Origin of the sequence: Neptuniibacter sp. QD48_11 (genome assembly GCF_047778095.1) — a bacterium.
Taxonomy (GTDB): Bacteria; Pseudomonadota; Gammaproteobacteria; order Pseudomonadales; family Balneatricaceae; genus Neptuniibacter.
Genome location: NZ_CP180551.1, coordinates 1258946 through 1276226, shown reverse-complemented (window position 1 = coordinate 1276226; position 17281 = coordinate 1258946). Strand labels below are relative to the sequence as shown.

The following is a 17281-nucleotide window of genomic DNA, read 5'->3' as shown; positions in this document are numbered from 1 at the left end:
AGAAAGCGTGCGCCTTTGTCACTGACAACCGTATTGAATTGAGCAGTTAAAAAATACTGCTAAATCTGACCAAGCAAGTTAAAATCATCAGCATAACCTTTTAGGAATATATTCATGACTCTCACTTCAGCGAATGCACTTACCGATTCAGAACTGGATCTACTGGACGACTTCCTTTATTCCGATGCTGTTTCAGAAGATTGCCTTGATCTTATCGGCGTTCACGGCTTGTTTAGCGCGCTAAATATCAGCCCTACTCCTCTTGATGAATCCACGTGGATGGAACTGGTTTTTGATCAGACGCCAAACTGGGAATCAGAAGCGCAAGAAGCTGAGATCATGGGCCTACTAAAACGCCTATACAGCACTATCGGCGGCCAGCTATACAGCGACGGCGAAATCGAACTACCGTGCGAACTATCTCTAGACGCTGAAGAAGATGAAGATATCTCGCCTCTAGCATGGTGGTCACAAGCCTTTATGGAAGGTGTGTTCACTCAGGAAGAAGAATGGTTCGGCAGCAAGAAACAGGAAGAAGTAGCTGAGATGCTTCTACCAGTAATGGTTGCATCTGAACTGTTTGAAGAAGATGACATCAACAAGATTCGTGAAGATGAGAAACTATGTGCAGAGATGTGCGCGCAGATTCCAGAACTTCTGATCGATCTGTACCTTTACTTCCACGCACCAGATAAGTAAGTTCGCTTTCTATACGCTTACTACAGCTAGCCTAGTTCACGAACTAGGCTAGTTATCTCGCCTTTCATTACTGCCCGTCGTTACACCTTAAGCTGATTATTGCGATCACGCGATGTACGGATCAACTCATCACCAGACGCTTTCGGGCCTAACTTAGCAATACGATCATAAAGCACAACATTCACTGTTGCGGCTAAGTTCATGCAGCCAACGGTTGGAATGTAGATCACATCTTCACACCAAGCCACAATCTCTTTATCGATCGAGCGATCTTCAGGGCCAAAGATATAGTAAGCATTTTCAGGGTGCTCGTAGTCGATCAATGAAGTCGCACCTTCCACCAGCTCAATCGCAACCGGTCTAGCGCCTTTTGGAATAGACGCTTTAAAGCATTCAATATGATCTAGGGGGATACGCTCCAACATATTGCGGGTATCTGTCTGCAGTCGCTTATTCTGTTCCTGCGCTTTATTAAAACGATTACCCGTGTAGGTAACAGATTGCACGTTGTAGCAACCCGCTGCACGCATGATCGCCCCAACATTCTCAGGGCTCTTAGGATCAGTTAAACCTATATGGGCTTGATGACTTTCAGACATATTTATACTGCTTTCTTAATAGTGCGCTAATAAAGCAGGGATTCTATAGTAATTCGGCCTGTGAGAACACGTAAAACAAGGCTCGGAAGCACAACCGAGCACCTGTTTTTCTACTACTTTTCAGGTTAACCAAAGTGCGCAAGCCAACGCTCAGCCAGATCTCGCCTTTCCGGCGTAGGTAACTGATCCAATCCGGCTGGCAAAGATTGGCTACGAATATAGTTAATCGCCTTAATCACCTCTCCTTGCACAAGGTAGATATAAGGGCCAACCTCAGCGTTATGGATAAAGTTAATCGCATTACCCCGATTGCCCAAGTAAAAGTACTGGCCCAAACGCTCGTACCGCGCAATATGCTGGGTTTCCTGACTCACCGAGAAATTGGTATCAGCACGGCTGAGCTCCAACTCATCATCAGAGGAAGTTACCGAAAAGATAAATGCGCCGTTTTTGATGCGGTTAAAATCATGATTATTCAGCGATTGATTGCCCGTCGCGCAAAAGATCACATCACTACTCTGCAAGGCATCCTCTTTATTGATCAGATCAAAACCACGCGATCTCGCCTCGATCGCACGAATCGGATCGATCTCAACCACCTTAGTATTGATATTCTTTTCATGCAGCGCTTTAGCAATCGAGCGACCGATCTTGCCATAACCAAACACCACCGCATTGCCACCATTCATAATTTGGTGGCATTCACGCATCAAAGCCTCGGCGGAATAAACAATCGATTGGCCGGTCAGATAATCTTCGGGACTTTTTAGGGGGCTGCGGGCAACCGATAACACCGGTACCGGCAGTTGCTCATGTTCAAGATAACGTTGTAAGCCATTTTCTGTGACTTCTACCACGCCCAGCAGATTGGCTTTTAATCGATCAGGTAATTGCGGCAGCGCAGAAGCAAAATAGCCACCGATATCGACTAAGATCATATCCCCTTCTGGGATATATTCATTCAAAATTGCTGATATGACCTCGACCGAACTGATCTGAGAGCGCTTTTTAATCACCACCTGAAACCTTTGTTCTACTTGTTCCAGTGTTGAGCGGCTGATACTTTTCGGCTTCGGTAACACCATTTTTACACGGCAAAATTGCTCCAACGCATCCAAAAAAACCGGAGGCGTATCAAGTAGATGGGTAACAACAACCAGTTTTAGTGTGTCATCCTGAGCGGGACAAATATCCTCAAAAAAATGCCGGGCTTTCATAAATAAAGGGGTCATCATTCTCTCCTAGGTATGTTGATCCCCACTGTGTAAATTATCGGAGCGCCAATCTCAAACAATTGTTTAATTTAAACGTATGTTTTATTCTTTTACCCTTACTTAAGACATTACGAATATTTTCTTCGTAGCCGCCCCTAAAAAAGGCTTTTGAACGATATTGCTCGCTCAATAGAAGTTTGATCAAAATGCCAAGGTCAGTATGAACGAACAACAGAACGATCCTTCTAAGCTACACCCACAAACAGAGCTATCTATGCTTGATCAACTCAGCGACATGATTGCCATCGTTGATCAAAACAATAAGTTTGTGGCGGTAAATAAAGGCTACGAAAACTTTTTTGGTATTTCTAAAGATGCGTTTATCGGCAAAACCGTTGCCGAAGTTCATGGTACCGAAGCCTACGAACAGCAGATCAAAGATGCGCTCGAACAAGCCTTTATGGGCAACCAAGCTAAGGCACGAATCAGCCAGACCTCTATCTTCAAACAGCAGCATACCTTTGAAGGCAAGTTCACCTCCTACTCTGGCTCACTGATCACTGATCTAGGCGCAATGGTGGTATTGCACGACATCACCGATCTTATCGAAGCCCACAAAGAGCTAGAGCGCGAGCAAGAACTACTGCACACCATTATCAACGCAGTACCGGACTTTATCTTTGCCAAAAGCCCTGAAGGGGTTTATCAACTGTGCAACAAAAGCTTTGAAGAGTTTCTGGATACACCCGCCGAAGATATCTTAGGCCGCACCGATTACGAGCTGATGTCGAAAACCTCAGCCGAATACATTGCCAATAAAGATAAAGAGGTAAGGGAAACCCTAGAAGCACAACGCTGCGACGAATGGGTTTCCTACAAAGATGGCCGTCGCCGCTTATTGGACATGTACAAACTGCCCCTAAAAGAGAGCAACTCAACTGAGATTGGTGTCCTAGGCATAGGCCGTAATGTCACCTTTGAGCGTGAAGCCGAGCAGAACCTACTCCTCGCCTCCTTAGTGTTTGATGCCACCCCAGATCCCTGCATCATTCTATCCGACAAAGGCGAGATCATATCCAGTAACGAAGCGGCGCAAACCCAGTTCCCTCAGCTCAAAGATAAAACGCAAAGCCTTCAACTAAATGAATTGCTATACAGCCCAGAACGTGACGCTATCGATCTGGACAGACTGACCGAATCCAATGGTAGCTGGTGCGGTGAGATCTGCAGTCACGACCACAGAACCTATTTCGCCACCCTGAACGCGGTTCAAGGCCAATCGGTCCAAGCCAATAAATTTGTACTGATCGTACGTGACGAAAAGACCCATAGTGCAATGGCAGACAACCTTCTGACCAAAGCCTATCAAGATCCACTCACCGATCTACCCAACCGCCGACTCTTCTACTCGCGACTAGAAAGCGCCATCTCCCGTGCTGAAAGACAACTAAGTCAACTGGCGGTTATCTATATCGACCTGGATAAGTTCAAACCGGTAAACGACCAATACGGTCACGCCACCGGTGATAAAGTCCTGCGCGAAGTCGCTAAACGCTTAAAACACTGCTTCCGCTCCACCGATACCATTGCCCGTATCGGCGGTGATGAGTTTGTCGCCCTGATTGATATCGAAAAGCGCGAACAAGCAATCTTAGTTGCAGAGAAGTGCCTAAACAGCCTAGTCGCCCCGTTTGATCTAAAACCGGCGCAACATATTATTTCAGCAAGTATTGGAATCAGCATATTCCCAGAGGACGCAGGCAGCGCAGAGATACTGATACAACGAGCAGATAAAGCGATGTATCAGGCTAAGCATTCTGCTGATACATCGGTTTGTTATTTTTCTGAGTGAGGTGTATTAGGGGCTTTCGCCGCTAAATACAGGAAGGATACTGCAAAGATCGGCTGTGGGTACTTGTTAAGCATTTCACTTACCGCTAATCACCAGAAAATTGAAGGGCTCTAACCCTTTAAATTCTGACTCCATTAATTCCATTAATTCCATTAATCTTTCAATAAAATATACTCTGACCCCATTTATTTAACTTCTCCAAACTGTCGGATGATGTTTAAAAAACATCAGGGGATCACTCGTGCCCTTTACCCGAAGCGGCTAATGGGTGACCCCAATGCATTCATGGAACGCCAGCATAAAACAGTCCGCGAATAGCGTTTGTTATATCATCAGACCATTGTAATAAGCCTAAGCTTACGCTCATTGGGAATGTACTCTAAAGCAACCATCAACCTAACAGGTGGGCCGTTACTAACTAGCTTTTCAATAAGAATATTAAATTTAGTTGTTGCATGTTCTTTTAGATGGGTCAAATTGTACAAATAATTATCACCAATTTTTTCCCGTATCAAGCCTTCCAGTTCTGCTCTGCTGAAACTGATAAGCTCTGACTTTTTCATTCTTCCAGTCTTATGTTTTCTTAAATAATTTAGCTTGCTATCGTCAATCTCAACATCAAAACCATCAATAGCTAAAACATTGCTACTGATTGAATTTATTGCAAATTCTGTATCTCTTTTGAAGCCGTCATATACAGGGCGTTCAATCTTGTAAGATAGAAATATCCCTACCAATGAAGCTTGAAGGCTATAGCACCTGTAGCTATTCTCTTCGAATGCATATCCAGGCATATTTATGTTTTCAGAGTTATCCCTGTCATCTTCGTGACCGCAAATCACTATGTTTTTATGTTTGATAAATGAGTTTACAAGGCTCACCGATGCGTACCTTTTCATAAAGCAGGAAAAGGTAACATCAACATACCCTGTATAGGGTATATATGATTTCAAACCGTCATCTATTTGTTTTAATAAATTTTCTGAAACATTATTAATGTAGACAAGAAAATACTGACTGCTATGACCGTACTCAGTTGGGTTTCTAAGCTCAATGCTAGATACCAACTCATGATACAATCTATCCTGATCTAATCCTTTATCAATGTAATCACCACATAAAAAACTATGACTGGTTCGTCTATCAAGCAGGGGTAATATTTTTTTAAAGACCTCTCCACCGTACCATGAACTATCTATTTGAAAAGAATCAAATACCAGCATTATTTCTTTCTTTTCGATGGAGGGAGACAGGCATGCGCGCAGCTCTTGATAGTTTATTGATTTGCTTTTCAGAACAAGGAGAAGCTCCTGAAACATCCCATTTATTTCCCGATAAATAGCGCTATGATCAAGTTTGAAATAATCAGCCATAACCTCAAGCATGATGTGATCTCTAGCGTCCAAAGTATAGATAGTGTCCATAACATCCTTTTAATTGATATAAAGATCAGCAACAGGGGCGCGCACGTTTTTCGCGCGTCCCAGTCAGTAAGAAGAGCAGTAAAAATGGGGGCAGAGTAAATTTAAAATAGTTTTACTCTGACCCCATTTATCAGGCTTCGCCGTAAGCGTTACTTAAATAAAGGGAGGCAGAGTAGGTTTTCAATAAATTGTACTCTGACCCCATTTATTCTATTCATCCACGTCTTGAAGCATTTTTTATGCATGAATTTTCAGAATAAATCAGGCTTAAAGATTCGTAGCAAATCTAGCAACCGCCCACTGATAAACGCAAAGCAAAACATACCAACAAGAAACTTGAAAGTTTTACTATTCACTTGCTGATAGTGCCACCTAGGTGCATTTTTGTTTGCTGTAAGCACAAGATAAAAGGCATAAACAAAAAGTATAGAAATTGCCGCTAGAACACAAACTACAAGTATTTTTGTAAAAGCTAGTTCCAAAGGTAAATCATTTCGATAGAAGTAGACTGGAACTAAGGCGCCCCACATAATCCCAACATATGTTGAGCTCATTGCTAACGCAGTATTAGCAAAATAAATGCCTAAGCTTTTCACATATTTATTGTCATAATCAGTAACAGGGCCACTAATAATGAACTTTACACTCAAATAAATTATCGAAACTGAAGCAAACAACCAAATCCATTTTAAAGCAACTTGCTCACTGAGAAACCCACCAAAAAAACCAGGGTTTATTTCCAGCAAAATAAACAACCACACAACTATAGAAACAAGCCCAAATCCGCAAAAAGGATATAAAAAAGATTTATAACTTATAGGGTGACTTTTTAGGTATTCAAAAAAAACCATACTACATCTCCATACTTCTAAACAAACAGGGTCAGAGTAAATTCTCAATAAATTATACTCTACCCCCAATTATTTCCTAAAATTAATTTTAGACTCAACTTTTAGATGTATTTGCACTCCAGCTCATCGATTTTTACAAACTCATTTTGTATATTATTCATCCACTTCATCCGTTGCGAAGTATCCTTTGGCATTGAGTTCAAAGATTCATTAATCCAAGTTACAAGTGCAGTTTTTTGTGCATATATTTCTTCCAGAACCCCTACAGGCCTTACTTGCTTAGCCAATATACTGACGGAGTACTCTTGGGTTCTTTTTAACATACAGCCAAATTTTAAAAACTCTTCCTTTGATAAGTCGTCTTTACGAAGAATGTCGTGAATAACAACAACAAACTGAAGATTTGGTACTATTTCAGCAATTAACAACTCTTTTTGATTTACGACTTCAACCAGCATAGCTCTCTTATCCTCATGCGATTTATTCCAATCAGCATGATCCTGCATAAGTGAACCTGATCGCAGTTCACGATGTCGGATTGTATAACTTGTAAAAAGGTCACCTAGCTTTTCATTAACTTGCAGTAGTGCTTCTAATTTCTCTTTAGCATATATATTCGAATAACTTAAATCGCTCTTTATTCTATCTACGAAAATTCCGCCGACAATGCTAAAAGCCAATAAAACTGTACCAAGTAAAACCTTATCGATTATTTTGTTTCTTAGGTCTAAGTCGGATTTAAATTTCTCTATTACTTTGTCTCGAATCATTACCACCCCAAGTATATTTTTAATTCGCATGATATTTACCAACAGAGACAGCAAGCGGAGTGCAGTATCAGTACAAATACTAAATAGAATAATTAGGGTCAGAGTAAATTTTCAATAAATTATACTCTGACCCCATTTATTCTTAGACCCCATTTATTCTTTGTTGATACATCGGTTTGTTATTTTTCTGAGTGAGATTGGTTAGAGGAACTTATACAGCGACAATCTACAGCTGTGACTTGTTAAGTGTTTCACTTTCAAACAATCACCAAAACGACCAAAGAATTAAAGGGCTCTGCCCCCATTTAATTCACATATTGAGTTTCTTCTACCACTCGTGAGGGGGTGGAGGGACGCTACCTTTCTTTTTTGCCCCCTTTAGAAACTCTTGAAAAGTCATCTCAGAATCTCCTTTTCTATTATTATCTTCTCGTTTTAACATTTTTCTATCGATCGCCATACTGTCGATTATTTCATTCTGGCTCATTTGAAGCTGCTGTATCATGTTAGTTAATTCCGAGATTTGTAACTCATGAATTTTTTCAGTTCGATCCTCGTCGCTAAGCTCTACTTGCGTGAGTTGTGCTGGAGAAGTCAGTTCCATTAGGCGAATTAATGAATTTATTTCTGCAAGATCATCTTTTTTAGAGTATGTATCCTTTAATGTTTCAGCTAATCGAGCTACCGCAGAGTTAACATCTCTATATTTCATGCCCCGTTTATAGTCTACATACCTTAAACTTGATACATCAAAAGGTGCATTAGTCTCATCATCTATCATCAAAACAGTTGGTTTATCGAACGCTTGACGAACACCTAATTCATAAAATACATTAGGATTTTTAGCACTCATATCGCATATAGCAATATCAGACTCGATAACTTTCCTTAGAATATCTAACTGGATCAAATTCGTATTAGCAGTTTCATCTGCCCGAACAGGTACCATCCCCGCAAGAGAAATTGCTGGCTTTATAATATCTTCATAAACATGAGTAAAATGTTCCGAATCATATCCAGGTTGCGAGGATATTGGCATTATCACAAAGCAATTTATGCACTCATCTTTTTTTTTCGCTGGCGCCTTGGCCATACAAGAACTCCTTCAGTTATTAAACTTCATTCCAAATTAAATGGAGGGAAAAGTATATTTTCAATGAATCAAACTCTGATCCTATTTTCCTCTAAGCCTTAAATAATTGGGTAAAAACACTCAGCTCCATGAGTTAAAAATTCCTTTGATTTATAACGCCCACATTTGTGCTGGTTTGTAGCGCAGCGGAAAACTAGTACGACAACATGCGCTTCTTAGGTTCTTTAAAGGTTCTCAAAGTAGCCCTCGCTACTTCCAGAAATTTTCTCCACCTCAGCGAGTTCTGCATTGATGATATTCCCAGAGTTGTGCAATTAAAGGGGTCAGAGCCCTTTAATTCTTTTAATAACGGATGTAAGGAATCAAAAAGGAAGGAATAAACGAGAAATTGCAAAGATTCTTCCGTGACAAACCGCGCATGCGCTATATCAATTGATATACGAGAGTAATTTTAACCCACGCTAGACTTCCATCTGCATGTTTTATAAGACTTTTTAACTTACTACTGAGTACAAATCAACTATCAAATATATTGGTTTTGAACAGTAGATAGCACCCATACAAAAAAGCCCCTGCGATTCAGCAAGGGCTTCAGTATAAACGTACTCAAGTTTAGCAGTTTCGCCAGCCGTGTCTGCACAGGTAGCACCCCAATTATCTCAGCTAAACACAGCACCAAGCTTAGCAATCACAGCCCCACAGAAGGTATAGATATGCTGATTACTCATAAAGAAGAATGCTGCAAATAGTAGCCATAGATGGATAGTGAACCAGAACAGAAGCGGGTGTTCTTTACGTTGCAAGATCTCAAGAATATAGGTCTGTCCTGAACTGATTCCCATAATGGCCCATAGCAGCATAAATACGCCCCAGATAATGCCGGCATTTAGCCATAACTCGGTAAGGATGAGAGTTAAGCCCAATTGGGTTTTCCAAGGCAAAACCTTGCCTATTTTTTGTGATGATTGCTGGCTTTTATTAACCTCGTCCCTCCCCTTAGCCTCAATCGGACTAGGGGCAGAGGCTTTTACTTTGACGCTCGTTGGTGCTGACGTTGCCATAAAATAATCCTCAGTGATAAAGCAGGCTAATATTCAATTTTTTATCGCTTTCAGCGCGGAAGGCTGCGTCTCGAAAAGTCACCACAGCAGTTTTAGCCGCAACATTTTTACTTAGATTACTTGAGTAGGCATAACCCTCTATCAGCGAGCCGGTTTGATCAAACTGCTGATTGCTGTTTTCATCATGAAATAGCACCAGTGCATACTCACCGCGTGGTAACTGATTGAAACTCAGCTCTCCAGAAAAGTCTTTGGCGGGTATCACTAAAGTACGAACGGCTTGATCAAAATGATTGTTGTTAAACGCATTTGGGTTATCAAATAGCTGGGCGATGATCTGCCCTTTATCGTTACGCAAACCTTTAATTAGCGCAGTTAGCGTGATGCTCGTTGTTTTTTGACTTACCTGTTGTGGGTTAACTTGATCAGCTTTGGTCTTTGCAGCTTTGATCTGTATAGCAACGGCCTTTTTCGTGAGCTGTTTATCAGCTTCAGATAGCTCCTTCTTTTCTGGAGCTACAGAAATCGGCTTATCCTTATTCAGATCTAAAGCCACCAGCCCGATGGTCATTATTGCGCACACCAGAACCGCATAAATAATGGCACGTATCATGTTTTACCCCTGCTAATTATTTAAACATTCCAGCAGCATCGCTTTCATGCAAAGGGCTGACCTGTGCGCCAAATAAGTGTTTAGCTAAATACTGATGAAAATCCACGACGATGCGCTCTACTTCCAGCAATGTTCCGCCTTTATGGTGCCGAGAACCCATGCCGCTTTGCACCAGTTCACAGATATCTTTGTCTTCCTGCAAAAACGCCGCAGCGAACTCTTCACTGGCTTGATCACTTTTATCAGGCGCATATTCTGCCATCCCTCCGCCATGCACAAAGCAGTGCTCTGGGCCATCTGGGGTAACAGCGATCCAATCGAAAGATTCATAGGTAAGAATGCCGATAAAGCCTGGTGGTAGATAAATCAGTACATAGTGGTTGAGAGGCTCGGGCGTATCACCGGAGAAAAATCGAGACAATGCACTGCGCTGCTCGACTATCTCACCACCCGTTAGGCTCCAGTTAGCATCACCAGCAATGTAATAAGCCTTTTTGCTAGGCGTATTTACCTCTAGGGTTTCGCGATGAACCATAAACAGGTGATAGCTCTCGATACCGTTTTCAACCGCTAGCTTCCAGTTGCTGTTCCAGTGTTCGCTAGCACCACCGTAAGCCTTTGTGAAGCGCTCCATTTTGTAGTGCTGTAGATAAGGGTTGATCTCGTTCAAGCTACTCAGCAGATCACTCGGGTTATCTGACAGGTTAATAAACAGTAAGCCCATCCATTCTTGTAAGGCGTACTTTGGTAACTCATGACGCTGTTTATCAACACATTTGGCGGCATCAAAAGGCACACCTTTTAGCTCGCCATTATCTGAGTAAGTCCAAGCGTGGTAAGGGCAGACAATGTTTTTCTCTATATGGCCAAAGCCCGCTGATAACAACGGTGTTCCGCGATGGCTACAGTTGTTAGACATCGCTCGGATATGCCCATCTTTACCATGAACCACCGCAACAGATTCACCCGCGAGCGTAAAGGCAAAGTAGCTCCCAACCTCAGCTAGCATGCCCGTAGCACAGACAAACACCCATTGCTGATGGAAGATGTTATCTGCTTCCAGTTCAGCAACCTGGCTATCTTTATAAACAGCAAAAGGTAAGCTGCATGCCTTGCCTAGAGGAAGACTGGCTGTTTCCTTATAACGATCAAATAGCTTTGTCATGGCAAATCTCTTATATAATATGAAACACTTGTGTATCATATTAGCAGAGCATTTATGATACAACAATGTCTCATTATGAGAATTTAACATGACAGATCTACGCATAAAGAAATCACAGCGCGCTTTATTGGATGCCAGCTTTCAAGTATTGCTGCACAACCCGCACGCATCTCTAAGTGAGATAGCAAGCCAAGCGAGTGTTGGACGCGCAACGCTTTACAGGCACTTCCCTACCCGAGAAAGCCTGATTACAGCCATATCTGTCGAATCGTTGGAGATTGTTAAAGATGCGATGCTGCCTATTATCACCAGTGATAATCAGGGAGAGGCTGCTTTTAGAAAATTGATTGCGGCACTACTACCTCTAGCCGACCGTTTCCATTTTCTACAAATGGTCTGGACGCTGGTAGAGATGGACCAGGAGTTTTTAGATTTGTACGGAAAACAGATGGAAACTGTTAAGCAGTGGATCGAGCAAGGGCAACGCCAAGGGGAGATCAATGCCGACCTAACACCTGAGTGGGTCGTCTCGGTATTAGACAGCCTGCTCTACAGTGCTTCATGGATGCTGGCACAAGGCGCGATGAATAAAGACGACGTTGAACAACAGCTAGTACATACCTTACTCAGGGGAATTCATCGCTCTTAAAAGGAAGCTCATAAAGAAAAACACCAAAAAAAGCCCCTGCTAATCAGCAAGGGCTTTTTAGATGAGAGCTAACTTAGGCTTAGTAAGTTACGCGAGCAGTACCTGCACGGGTTAGCACCCTTACACGATCGCCTGCTGCGAAGGCTGGTCCACCGTCCATCTCTTGGACAATAGATACCATATTGCCATTGTCTAAGCGCACAGTGATCTCCTGTCCTTGTGCACGTGTTAGCATCTCTTCTGCTTTTTTACCTGCGACACCACCGGCAACAGCGCCTAATACTGTCGCGATATCTTTACCGCGGCCACCACCAACATTGCTGGCTGCGATGCCACCCACTACAGCACCTGTTGCACCACCTACTACACCACCGGTTCCTTCAATAACTACAGGAATGGCAGATTGCACAACACCGTACTGAACTTGCTGAACTTGGCGTGCTTCACTACGCGAATAGGTTGTACCGCTTAAATTACTTACACAACCGCTTAGTGTTAGCGCACATAGCATGGTCACAACAACTGCATACTTACTCATAGGTGTATCCTCTTATCTGATCTTCATATCAGATGATTTGTTCGGGCCAAAATCCCTTTCTACTATCAATTACATTTTAGCAATTAATACCCTGAAACCGTTTTATAGCCTACTCGAGCCTGCCCTTCCATATTTGATTATCCCTATAGACAGCCTTTAGCCAGATTCGATCCACGCCGACCCATAAATATTAACTACTGAGTTTACACCTTGAGCATGTACCTAAAATGAACCAACTCAGCCATAGCGTTTATTGATATTCACCGTAGAGCCTAGAGTAAAGACCATTACTTTGTAGCAGCTCAGAATGATTGCCCTGCTCACAGATTTTGCCATCTTCAAACACATAGACATGATCGGCTTGTTTTACTGCACTTAAACGGTGAGCCACGATGATGGTAGTGCGATCTTTTAGAAAGCTCTTTAACGCCTGATGCAAATTCAGCTCGGTCTCTGCATCCAATGCTGAAGTTGCCTCATCTAATACAACAACCTTAGGGTCACTTAACAGCATACGTGCGATAGCGATACGTTGGCGCTGTCCTCCGGAGAGCCTTACGCCCTGCCGCCCAACCTGCGTATCCAATTGCTGCTCTAGTGATTCAACAAACGGTTTTAACTGGGCTACATCTAAGGCATTCCAAAGCTCTTCATCTGAATAGCTTTTTCCCATGGTCAGATTGCTACGAATCGAACCGTTAAACAGAGCAGGATGCTGGAGTACGGTTGCGACGTTATCTCGAACGCAAGCCAGACCTATATCTTTGATCGAGACACCGTCAAAGAACATCTCCCCTTTCTCGATTGGGTATAAGCCCAACAGCCCCTGCACTAAGGTTGATTTACCGCCACCACTGGCACCGACTAAAGCAATCTTTTGCCCTGCGGGGATATCCACCGAGACGCCTTTGAGTACCTCGACTCCGGTTTCATAACTGAAGTGAATATCTTGTAATTTAACCGCGACAGTCTTCTTGCCTTCAAATGGATTAACCTTGGCTGGGTACTGCGGTTCCTCTTTAAAATCTGCCAAATTGTTGATCCGCTGCAGAGCGGCTTTAGCAGCGTAATAACTATATTGGATGCCTAGAATCTCCTGCACTGGCGCCATCATAAACCAGAGGTAGCCAAAGACAGCCATCATTTCGCCAATAGTCAGATCGGAGAACACCACCATCAGCATGGAAACCGCTCTAAAGAGATCAACGCCGATCATAAACAGGACAAAGCTTAAGCGATTGGCCGCATCACTTTTCCACTCAAACGCAGTTGAATGATCACGTACGGTTTTGGCTTCTGCGATTAGCCCTTTTAGATAATGCTGTTCACGGTTACAGGCCCGCAGTTGTTGGATATTGTCCAGCGTCTCGGTTAATGCCGATTGAAACACCTCAAATGCTTTGTTTTCCTGACCTTTAAGATGCTTAACCCGTTTAGCAACCATGGTGGTGAAATAGATCACCACCGGATTAAGAAACAAGATAAACAGGGCGAGCTGCCAGTGCATCCACAGCAAAATAATGGCGGTACCAAGAATAGATAGGGATGCAATCAGCAAACGACTGAGCGAGCTACCGATAAAGCGATCTACAGTATCTAGATCGGTCACAAAGTGAGATGACACCGCACCGCTGCCGACAGTTTCGTATGCGGCCATTGAGATCTTTTTAAGCCGCTCTAATAAGCCAACCCGAATCCGATAAGTTACATCTTTGGAGATAATGCTGAATTGGCGCGCCTGCCAAACGTTCATCATCAGCGCGACTAGACGTAGAAACAGTGTGACAAACAGAATCACACCGATAAACAGTACCGGCCCATGCCATTCTGGCGGAAACATAGGGCCTACAGTTTCGACAATAAACCCAGGTTGATCTAACAGGACTTCATCAACCAACAATGGCATAAACAGTGGTAGCGGAACAGAAACCAAGGCGGCAAAGAAAGCGATGATGTTCGCTTTAATCAGCTCGGTTTTATGCTCAGATGCCACCTTTAAGATATAGCGCCAACTGTAGTACGGCTTCACAAACGATCCTTTTTTACGCAAACTCAGTAATAACTAAATTGTACTCGTTAAACCTCGGTCTAGATTAGATTGAGCAAAAAAAAACCCGCAGTGTCTGCGGGTTTTCTAAATAGGCTTAGCGGTTATGCTTGTAGCATTTTGTAAAGCTTATCTTTTAACTTAAGGCGCTTAAACTTGGCTGCTTCTTCAGTTTGAGTGCATACCGGCTCAACCTCAGATTCCATTCGCTCAACATCTTTTGTCACCTGATGGTACTCATCGAATAAGCGAGCAAAATGTGCATCTTCCATTTTTAGATTGTGAATACGGTCACGGTGCTCTGGAAATTCGTGAATCAAATCATGATGTTCAATAGGCATTTGATGTTCCCCTTAATCGTTCTTTCTTATCTCTTTGACTTCAGTCTCCTCCTCTGATGACCACAAAGCATTGACGGACATCAATACAGGTTCCAAACTATAAAAAAGAATATAAGTGGAGGTTAATATTATGTATGCAGCAATCATGAACACCGCATTAGGCTCTCTGCTTATTAAAGCTAACAACAGTGCTATTACCTCGATTCATTTCCTACAAGATAATGAAACGTTGCCCGAGCTTTTGGGCAACGCGCTCACCAATCAGTGCGTTTCTGAACTAAGCGAATACTTTGCTGGGAAGCGGGTAAGATTTGATGTTCCACTGGCACCTGATGGCACAAAGTTTCAGCAATCCGTGTGGAATGCGTTAAACGAAATCCCTTACGGTAAGACCTGTAGCTATGGTGAAGTCGCTAAGAAAATAGGCAACCCAAAAGCCGCTAGAGCTATAGGGATGGCAAACAACCGCAACCCGATTCCCATTATTATCCCTTGTCATCGAGTATTGGGAAGTAATGGTAATTTAACAGGTTACGCCGGCGGGCTTGAGAATAAGAGCTATCTGTTAAATTTAGAAACTAAAGACCTGATCTAACCCAATCTTATTTAAGACAGAATAAAAGACACAAAAAAGGCTGCAGATGCAGCCTTTTTCAATTTGGATAGAGCTTAAACACTTACACTCTGGACAATGGTTTTTGAGGTATCAGCAAGGTCAACAGAGGATCGCTCTGTAGCTTGAGCAGCCAACTGAGCAACTTGCGCGGCTTCCTGAATAGACATGATGTTTTGCTTTAATTCTTCCGCAGCATTACTTTGCTGAGAGGATGCAGCGGCGATCATGGTACTCATATCATCAATGCTACCTACACCCGCCATAATCTCTTGCAGCGCAGAACCCGCTTCACCGGCTTTATCAACACAGCCTTTTGCTGAATCCTGACTTTTCTCCATCATCGACATGGCTTGAGCGGCTTCGCCCTGAAGTTCTGCAATCGTGGTATCGATCTCTTTAGTAGAAAGCTGAGTACGTTTAGCTAGCTCTCGTACTTCATCTGCAACAACAGCGAATCCACGCCCCTGCTCACCGGCACGCGCTGCTTCGATTGCTGCGTTCAATGCCAACAGGTTGGTTTGATCAGCTATCTCAGAGATTACTGATGTCTTACTCGCAATCTCTTCGGTAGCTTTGCGCAAGCTATCAATCTGCTGAGCCGCTTGCTCAACATTTTCTGCTAGGTGATGAATCGCATCGATTGTGCCTTTTACAATCGAATGACCTTGATCAGCTGTATTGGTCGCTTGTTTAGTTTCCTCGGAAGTGGTTCTTGCATGCTGCGCCACCTCTTCAATAGCAATAGAAAGGTTTTGGATATGCGCTGAAACATCTTCAATTTCTAAGCTCTGACGTTCGATCGCTTGATTGGCCTGACGCGCAATACCAATCGTATCTTCACCCTGTTGATTCAGCTCTTTGGCCGAATAAGTAACACGGGCATTGGCAGAGCGGATTCGCGCCTGATCAACCATAGTTCCAAGATAGATCGAACCCACTTCACTCACTGAGTTTGCGTACATCTCTTCGAGTACTTTTGAATCTAACATACGCTTAGCACGGGACTGCAGGTACCTTAGAGGGCCTAACCAGTGATAAGACAAGCCTGCACATAATATAAAAGCACCTAGGCCTGTTCCCATTGTGAGCATCGGAGACCACTGTGTGAAGTAGCCTGCACCCATAGGGATAAGCACCGCTAACAACAATAGAATGATGATCTTGGTCTGAATCGACATATCATGCATCGAGACACGACGACTGTTGTTATTCAGGCGACTATAAACATCGTTTGCTCGAGCCACTTGACCAGAGGTAGGCACTGTTCGAACAGATTGATAACCAATGGTTCGCCCGGACTCAACTATTGGGGTTACATAAGCATTTACCCAGTAGTAAGAGCCATCCTTACAACGATTTTTTACTATACCGATCCAAGGCTTATTCTCTTTTAGCTTTGACCACAGGTCGCCAAAAACCGGTGGGGGAACGTCTGGATGTCGAACGACATTATGAGACCTGCCAATTAACTCATCCCGAGTAAAACCTGATATATCCACAAAGGCATCATTTACAAATGTTATCTGCCCTTTTAAATCCGTGGTGGAAATCAGCGGCGTATCGTTACTGAATTTACGCTCAGTATTATTAACGGGTTGGTTATTTTTCATAGCAGCCCCTGTTACATCTCAATCGCTATTTTTTCTTATATTTCATATATCTAACATTAGAATATATAGGGTTATTCTTTTGAGAGATAGTGCTACTTTTAGGGAATTTGATCCAGCTCATCAGACCTTTCAGTCGGTC

At 42.9% G+C, this 17281-nt stretch carries 17 protein-coding genes; 4 read left to right on the top strand and 13 right to left on the bottom strand.

What is annotated here, in order from left to right; genetic code table 11:
- Nucleotides 1-114 precede the first annotated feature (114 nt).
- Complete coding sequence (locus ACMXYU_RS05750; RefSeq protein ID WP_415881720.1) at nucleotides 115-699, top strand: YecA family protein; 585 nt, start codon at nucleotides 115-117, stop codon at nucleotides 697-699.
- Nucleotides 700-779: 80 nt separating this feature from the next.
- Here ACMXYU_RS05750 and ACMXYU_RS05745 read toward each other — a convergent pair whose 3' ends face one another.
- Nucleotides 780-1298, bottom strand: a complete 519-nt coding sequence (locus ACMXYU_RS05745; protein WP_415900627.1) for an RNA methyltransferase — start codon at nucleotides 1296-1298, stop codon at nucleotides 780-782.
- A 125-nt stretch (nucleotides 1299-1423) separates the two neighbouring features.
- Nucleotides 1424-2530 (bottom strand): adenosylhomocysteinase, encoded by a 1107-nt coding sequence (locus ACMXYU_RS05740; RefSeq protein ID WP_415900625.1) that lies wholly within the window; start codon nucleotides 2528-2530, stop codon nucleotides 1424-1426.
- A 202-nt stretch (nucleotides 2531-2732) separates the two neighbouring features.
- On the opposite strand from ACMXYU_RS05740, the gene ACMXYU_RS05735 reads away from it, so the two are divergent.
- A complete protein-coding gene (locus ACMXYU_RS05735) occupies nucleotides 2733-4364 on the top strand; it encodes a diguanylate cyclase domain-containing protein (protein WP_415900623.1) in 1632 nt (543 codons plus the stop codon).
- A 332-nt stretch (nucleotides 4365-4696) separates the two neighbouring features.
- On the opposite strand, the gene ACMXYU_RS05730 is transcribed toward ACMXYU_RS05735, so the two are convergent.
- The 7 genes from ACMXYU_RS05730 to ACMXYU_RS05700 all read right to left on the bottom strand — a co-directional run bounded on the left by ACMXYU_RS05730 (nucleotide 4697) and on the right by ACMXYU_RS05700 (nucleotide 11341).
- The gene (locus ACMXYU_RS05730) at nucleotides 4697-5788 is read right to left on the bottom strand and encodes a hypothetical protein (protein WP_415900621.1); all 1092 of its coding nucleotides are present in this window, start codon (nucleotides 5786-5788) and stop codon (nucleotides 4697-4699) included.
- Between the two features lie 251 nt (nucleotides 5789-6039).
- Entirely contained in the window at nucleotides 6040-6639 is a 600-nt protein-coding gene (locus tag ACMXYU_RS05725; protein WP_415900619.1) for a hypothetical protein, read from the bottom strand.
- 101 nt (nucleotides 6640-6740) lie between these two features.
- Nucleotides 6741-7439: a hypothetical protein gene (locus ACMXYU_RS05720; RefSeq protein WP_415900617.1), complete on the bottom strand. Its 699-nt coding sequence runs from the start codon at nucleotides 7437-7439 to the stop codon at nucleotides 6741-6743.
- Between the two features lie 298 nt (nucleotides 7440-7737).
- Nucleotides 7738-8502, bottom strand: a complete 765-nt coding sequence (locus ACMXYU_RS05715) for a hypothetical protein (protein ID WP_415900615.1) — start codon at nucleotides 8500-8502, stop codon at nucleotides 7738-7740.
- A 659-nt stretch (nucleotides 8503-9161) separates the two neighbouring features.
- Complete coding sequence (locus ACMXYU_RS05710; protein WP_415900614.1) at nucleotides 9162-9563, bottom strand: hypothetical protein; 402 nt, start codon at nucleotides 9561-9563, stop codon at nucleotides 9162-9164.
- 10 nt (nucleotides 9564-9573) lie between these two features.
- Nucleotides 9574-10176 carry a DUF2141 domain-containing protein gene (locus ACMXYU_RS05705; RefSeq protein WP_415900612.1) on the bottom strand — a complete coding sequence of 201 codons (603 nt, stop codon included), beginning with the start codon at nucleotides 10174-10176 and terminating at the stop codon, nucleotides 9574-9576.
- A 16-nt stretch (nucleotides 10177-10192) separates the two neighbouring features.
- Nucleotides 10193-11341 carry an aromatic ring-hydroxylating oxygenase subunit alpha gene (locus ACMXYU_RS05700; RefSeq protein WP_415900611.1) on the bottom strand — a complete coding sequence of 383 codons (1149 nt, stop codon included), beginning with the start codon at nucleotides 11339-11341 and terminating at the stop codon, nucleotides 10193-10195.
- A gap of 88 nt (nucleotides 11342-11429) precedes the next feature.
- On the opposite strand from ACMXYU_RS05700, the gene ACMXYU_RS05695 reads away from it, so the two are divergent.
- The gene (locus ACMXYU_RS05695) at nucleotides 11430-11990 is read left to right on the top strand and encodes a TetR/AcrR family transcriptional regulator (RefSeq protein ID WP_415900609.1); all 561 of its coding nucleotides are present in this window, start codon (nucleotides 11430-11432) and stop codon (nucleotides 11988-11990) included.
- 79 nt (nucleotides 11991-12069) lie between these two features.
- Here ACMXYU_RS05695 and ACMXYU_RS05690 read toward each other — a convergent pair whose 3' ends face one another.
- The 3 genes from ACMXYU_RS05690 to ACMXYU_RS05680 form a co-directional block, all read right to left on the bottom strand.
- Nucleotides 12070-12528 (bottom strand): glycine zipper 2TM domain-containing protein, encoded by a 459-nt coding sequence (locus ACMXYU_RS05690; RefSeq protein ID WP_415881729.1) that lies wholly within the window; start codon nucleotides 12526-12528, stop codon nucleotides 12070-12072.
- Nucleotides 12529-12778: 250 nt separating this feature from the next.
- Nucleotides 12779-14557: an ABC transporter ATP-binding protein gene (locus ACMXYU_RS05685; protein WP_415900607.1), complete on the bottom strand. Its 1779-nt coding sequence runs from the start codon at nucleotides 14555-14557 to the stop codon at nucleotides 12779-12781.
- Between the two features lie 122 nt (nucleotides 14558-14679).
- A complete protein-coding gene (locus ACMXYU_RS05680) occupies nucleotides 14680-14916 on the bottom strand; it encodes a YdcH family protein (RefSeq protein ID WP_415881731.1) in 237 nt (78 codons plus the stop codon).
- A gap of 130 nt (nucleotides 14917-15046) precedes the next feature.
- Here ACMXYU_RS05680 and ACMXYU_RS05675 point away from each other — a divergent pair, with 130 nt between their 5' ends.
- Nucleotides 15047-15511 (top strand): methylated-DNA--[protein]-cysteine S-methyltransferase, encoded by a 465-nt coding sequence (locus ACMXYU_RS05675; protein ID WP_415900605.1) that lies wholly within the window; start codon nucleotides 15047-15049, stop codon nucleotides 15509-15511.
- 74 nt (nucleotides 15512-15585) lie between these two features.
- Here the strand turns inward: ACMXYU_RS05675 and ACMXYU_RS05670 are convergent, their stop codons facing one another.
- Nucleotides 15586-17142, bottom strand: a complete 1557-nt coding sequence (locus ACMXYU_RS05670) for a methyl-accepting chemotaxis protein (RefSeq protein WP_415900604.1) — start codon at nucleotides 17140-17142, stop codon at nucleotides 15586-15588.
- Nucleotides 17143-17281: the final 139 nt, after the last annotated feature.

Bases quoted from the DNA above. Each gene is read 5' to 3' on its own strand.
- ACMXYU_RS05750 (WP_415881720.1), top strand. From the start codon at position 115: ATGACTCTCACTTCAGCGAATGCACTTACCGATTCAGAACTGGATCTA.
- ACMXYU_RS05745 (WP_415900627.1), bottom strand. From the start codon at position 1,298: ATGTCTGAAAGTCATCAAGCCCATATAGGTTTAACTGATCCTAAGAGC.
- ACMXYU_RS05740 (WP_415900625.1), bottom strand. From the start codon at position 2,530: ATGACCCCTTTATTTATGAAAGCCCGGCATTTTTTTGAGGATATTTGT.
- ACMXYU_RS05735 (WP_415900623.1), top strand. From the start codon at position 2,733: ATGAACGAACAACAGAACGATCCTTCTAAGCTACACCCACAAACAGAG.
- ACMXYU_RS05730 (WP_415900621.1), bottom strand. From the start codon at position 5,788: ATGGACACTATCTATACTTTGGACGCTAGAGATCACATCATGCTTGAG.
- ACMXYU_RS05725 (WP_415900619.1), bottom strand. From the start codon at position 6,639: ATGGTTTTTTTTGAATACCTAAAAAGTCACCCTATAAGTTATAAATCT.
- ACMXYU_RS05720 (WP_415900617.1), bottom strand. From the start codon at position 7,439: ATGCGAATTAAAAATATACTTGGGGTGGTAATGATTCGAGACAAAGTA.
- ACMXYU_RS05715 (WP_415900615.1), bottom strand. From the start codon at position 8,502: ATGGCCAAGGCGCCAGCGAAAAAAAAAGATGAGTGCATAAATTGCTTT.
- ACMXYU_RS05710 (WP_415900614.1), bottom strand. From the start codon at position 9,563: ATGGCAACGTCAGCACCAACGAGCGTCAAAGTAAAAGCCTCTGCCCCT.
- ACMXYU_RS05705 (WP_415900612.1), bottom strand. From the start codon at position 10,176: ATGATACGTGCCATTATTTATGCGGTTCTGGTGTGCGCAATAATGACC.
- ACMXYU_RS05700 (WP_415900611.1), bottom strand. From the start codon at position 11,341: ATGACAAAGCTATTTGATCGTTATAAGGAAACAGCCAGTCTTCCTCTA.
- ACMXYU_RS05695 (WP_415900609.1), top strand. From the start codon at position 11,430: ATGACAGATCTACGCATAAAGAAATCACAGCGCGCTTTATTGGATGCC.
- ACMXYU_RS05690 (WP_415881729.1), bottom strand. From the start codon at position 12,528: ATGAGTAAGTATGCAGTTGTTGTGACCATGCTATGTGCGCTAACACTA.
- ACMXYU_RS05680 (WP_415881731.1), bottom strand. From the start codon at position 14,916: ATGCCTATTGAACATCATGATTTGATTCACGAATTTCCAGAGCACCGT.
- ACMXYU_RS05675 (WP_415900605.1), top strand. From the start codon at position 15,047: ATGTATGCAGCAATCATGAACACCGCATTAGGCTCTCTGCTTATTAAA.
- ACMXYU_RS05670 (WP_415900604.1), bottom strand. From the start codon at position 17,142: ATGAAAAATAACCAACCCGTTAATAATACTGAGCGTAAATTCAGTAAC.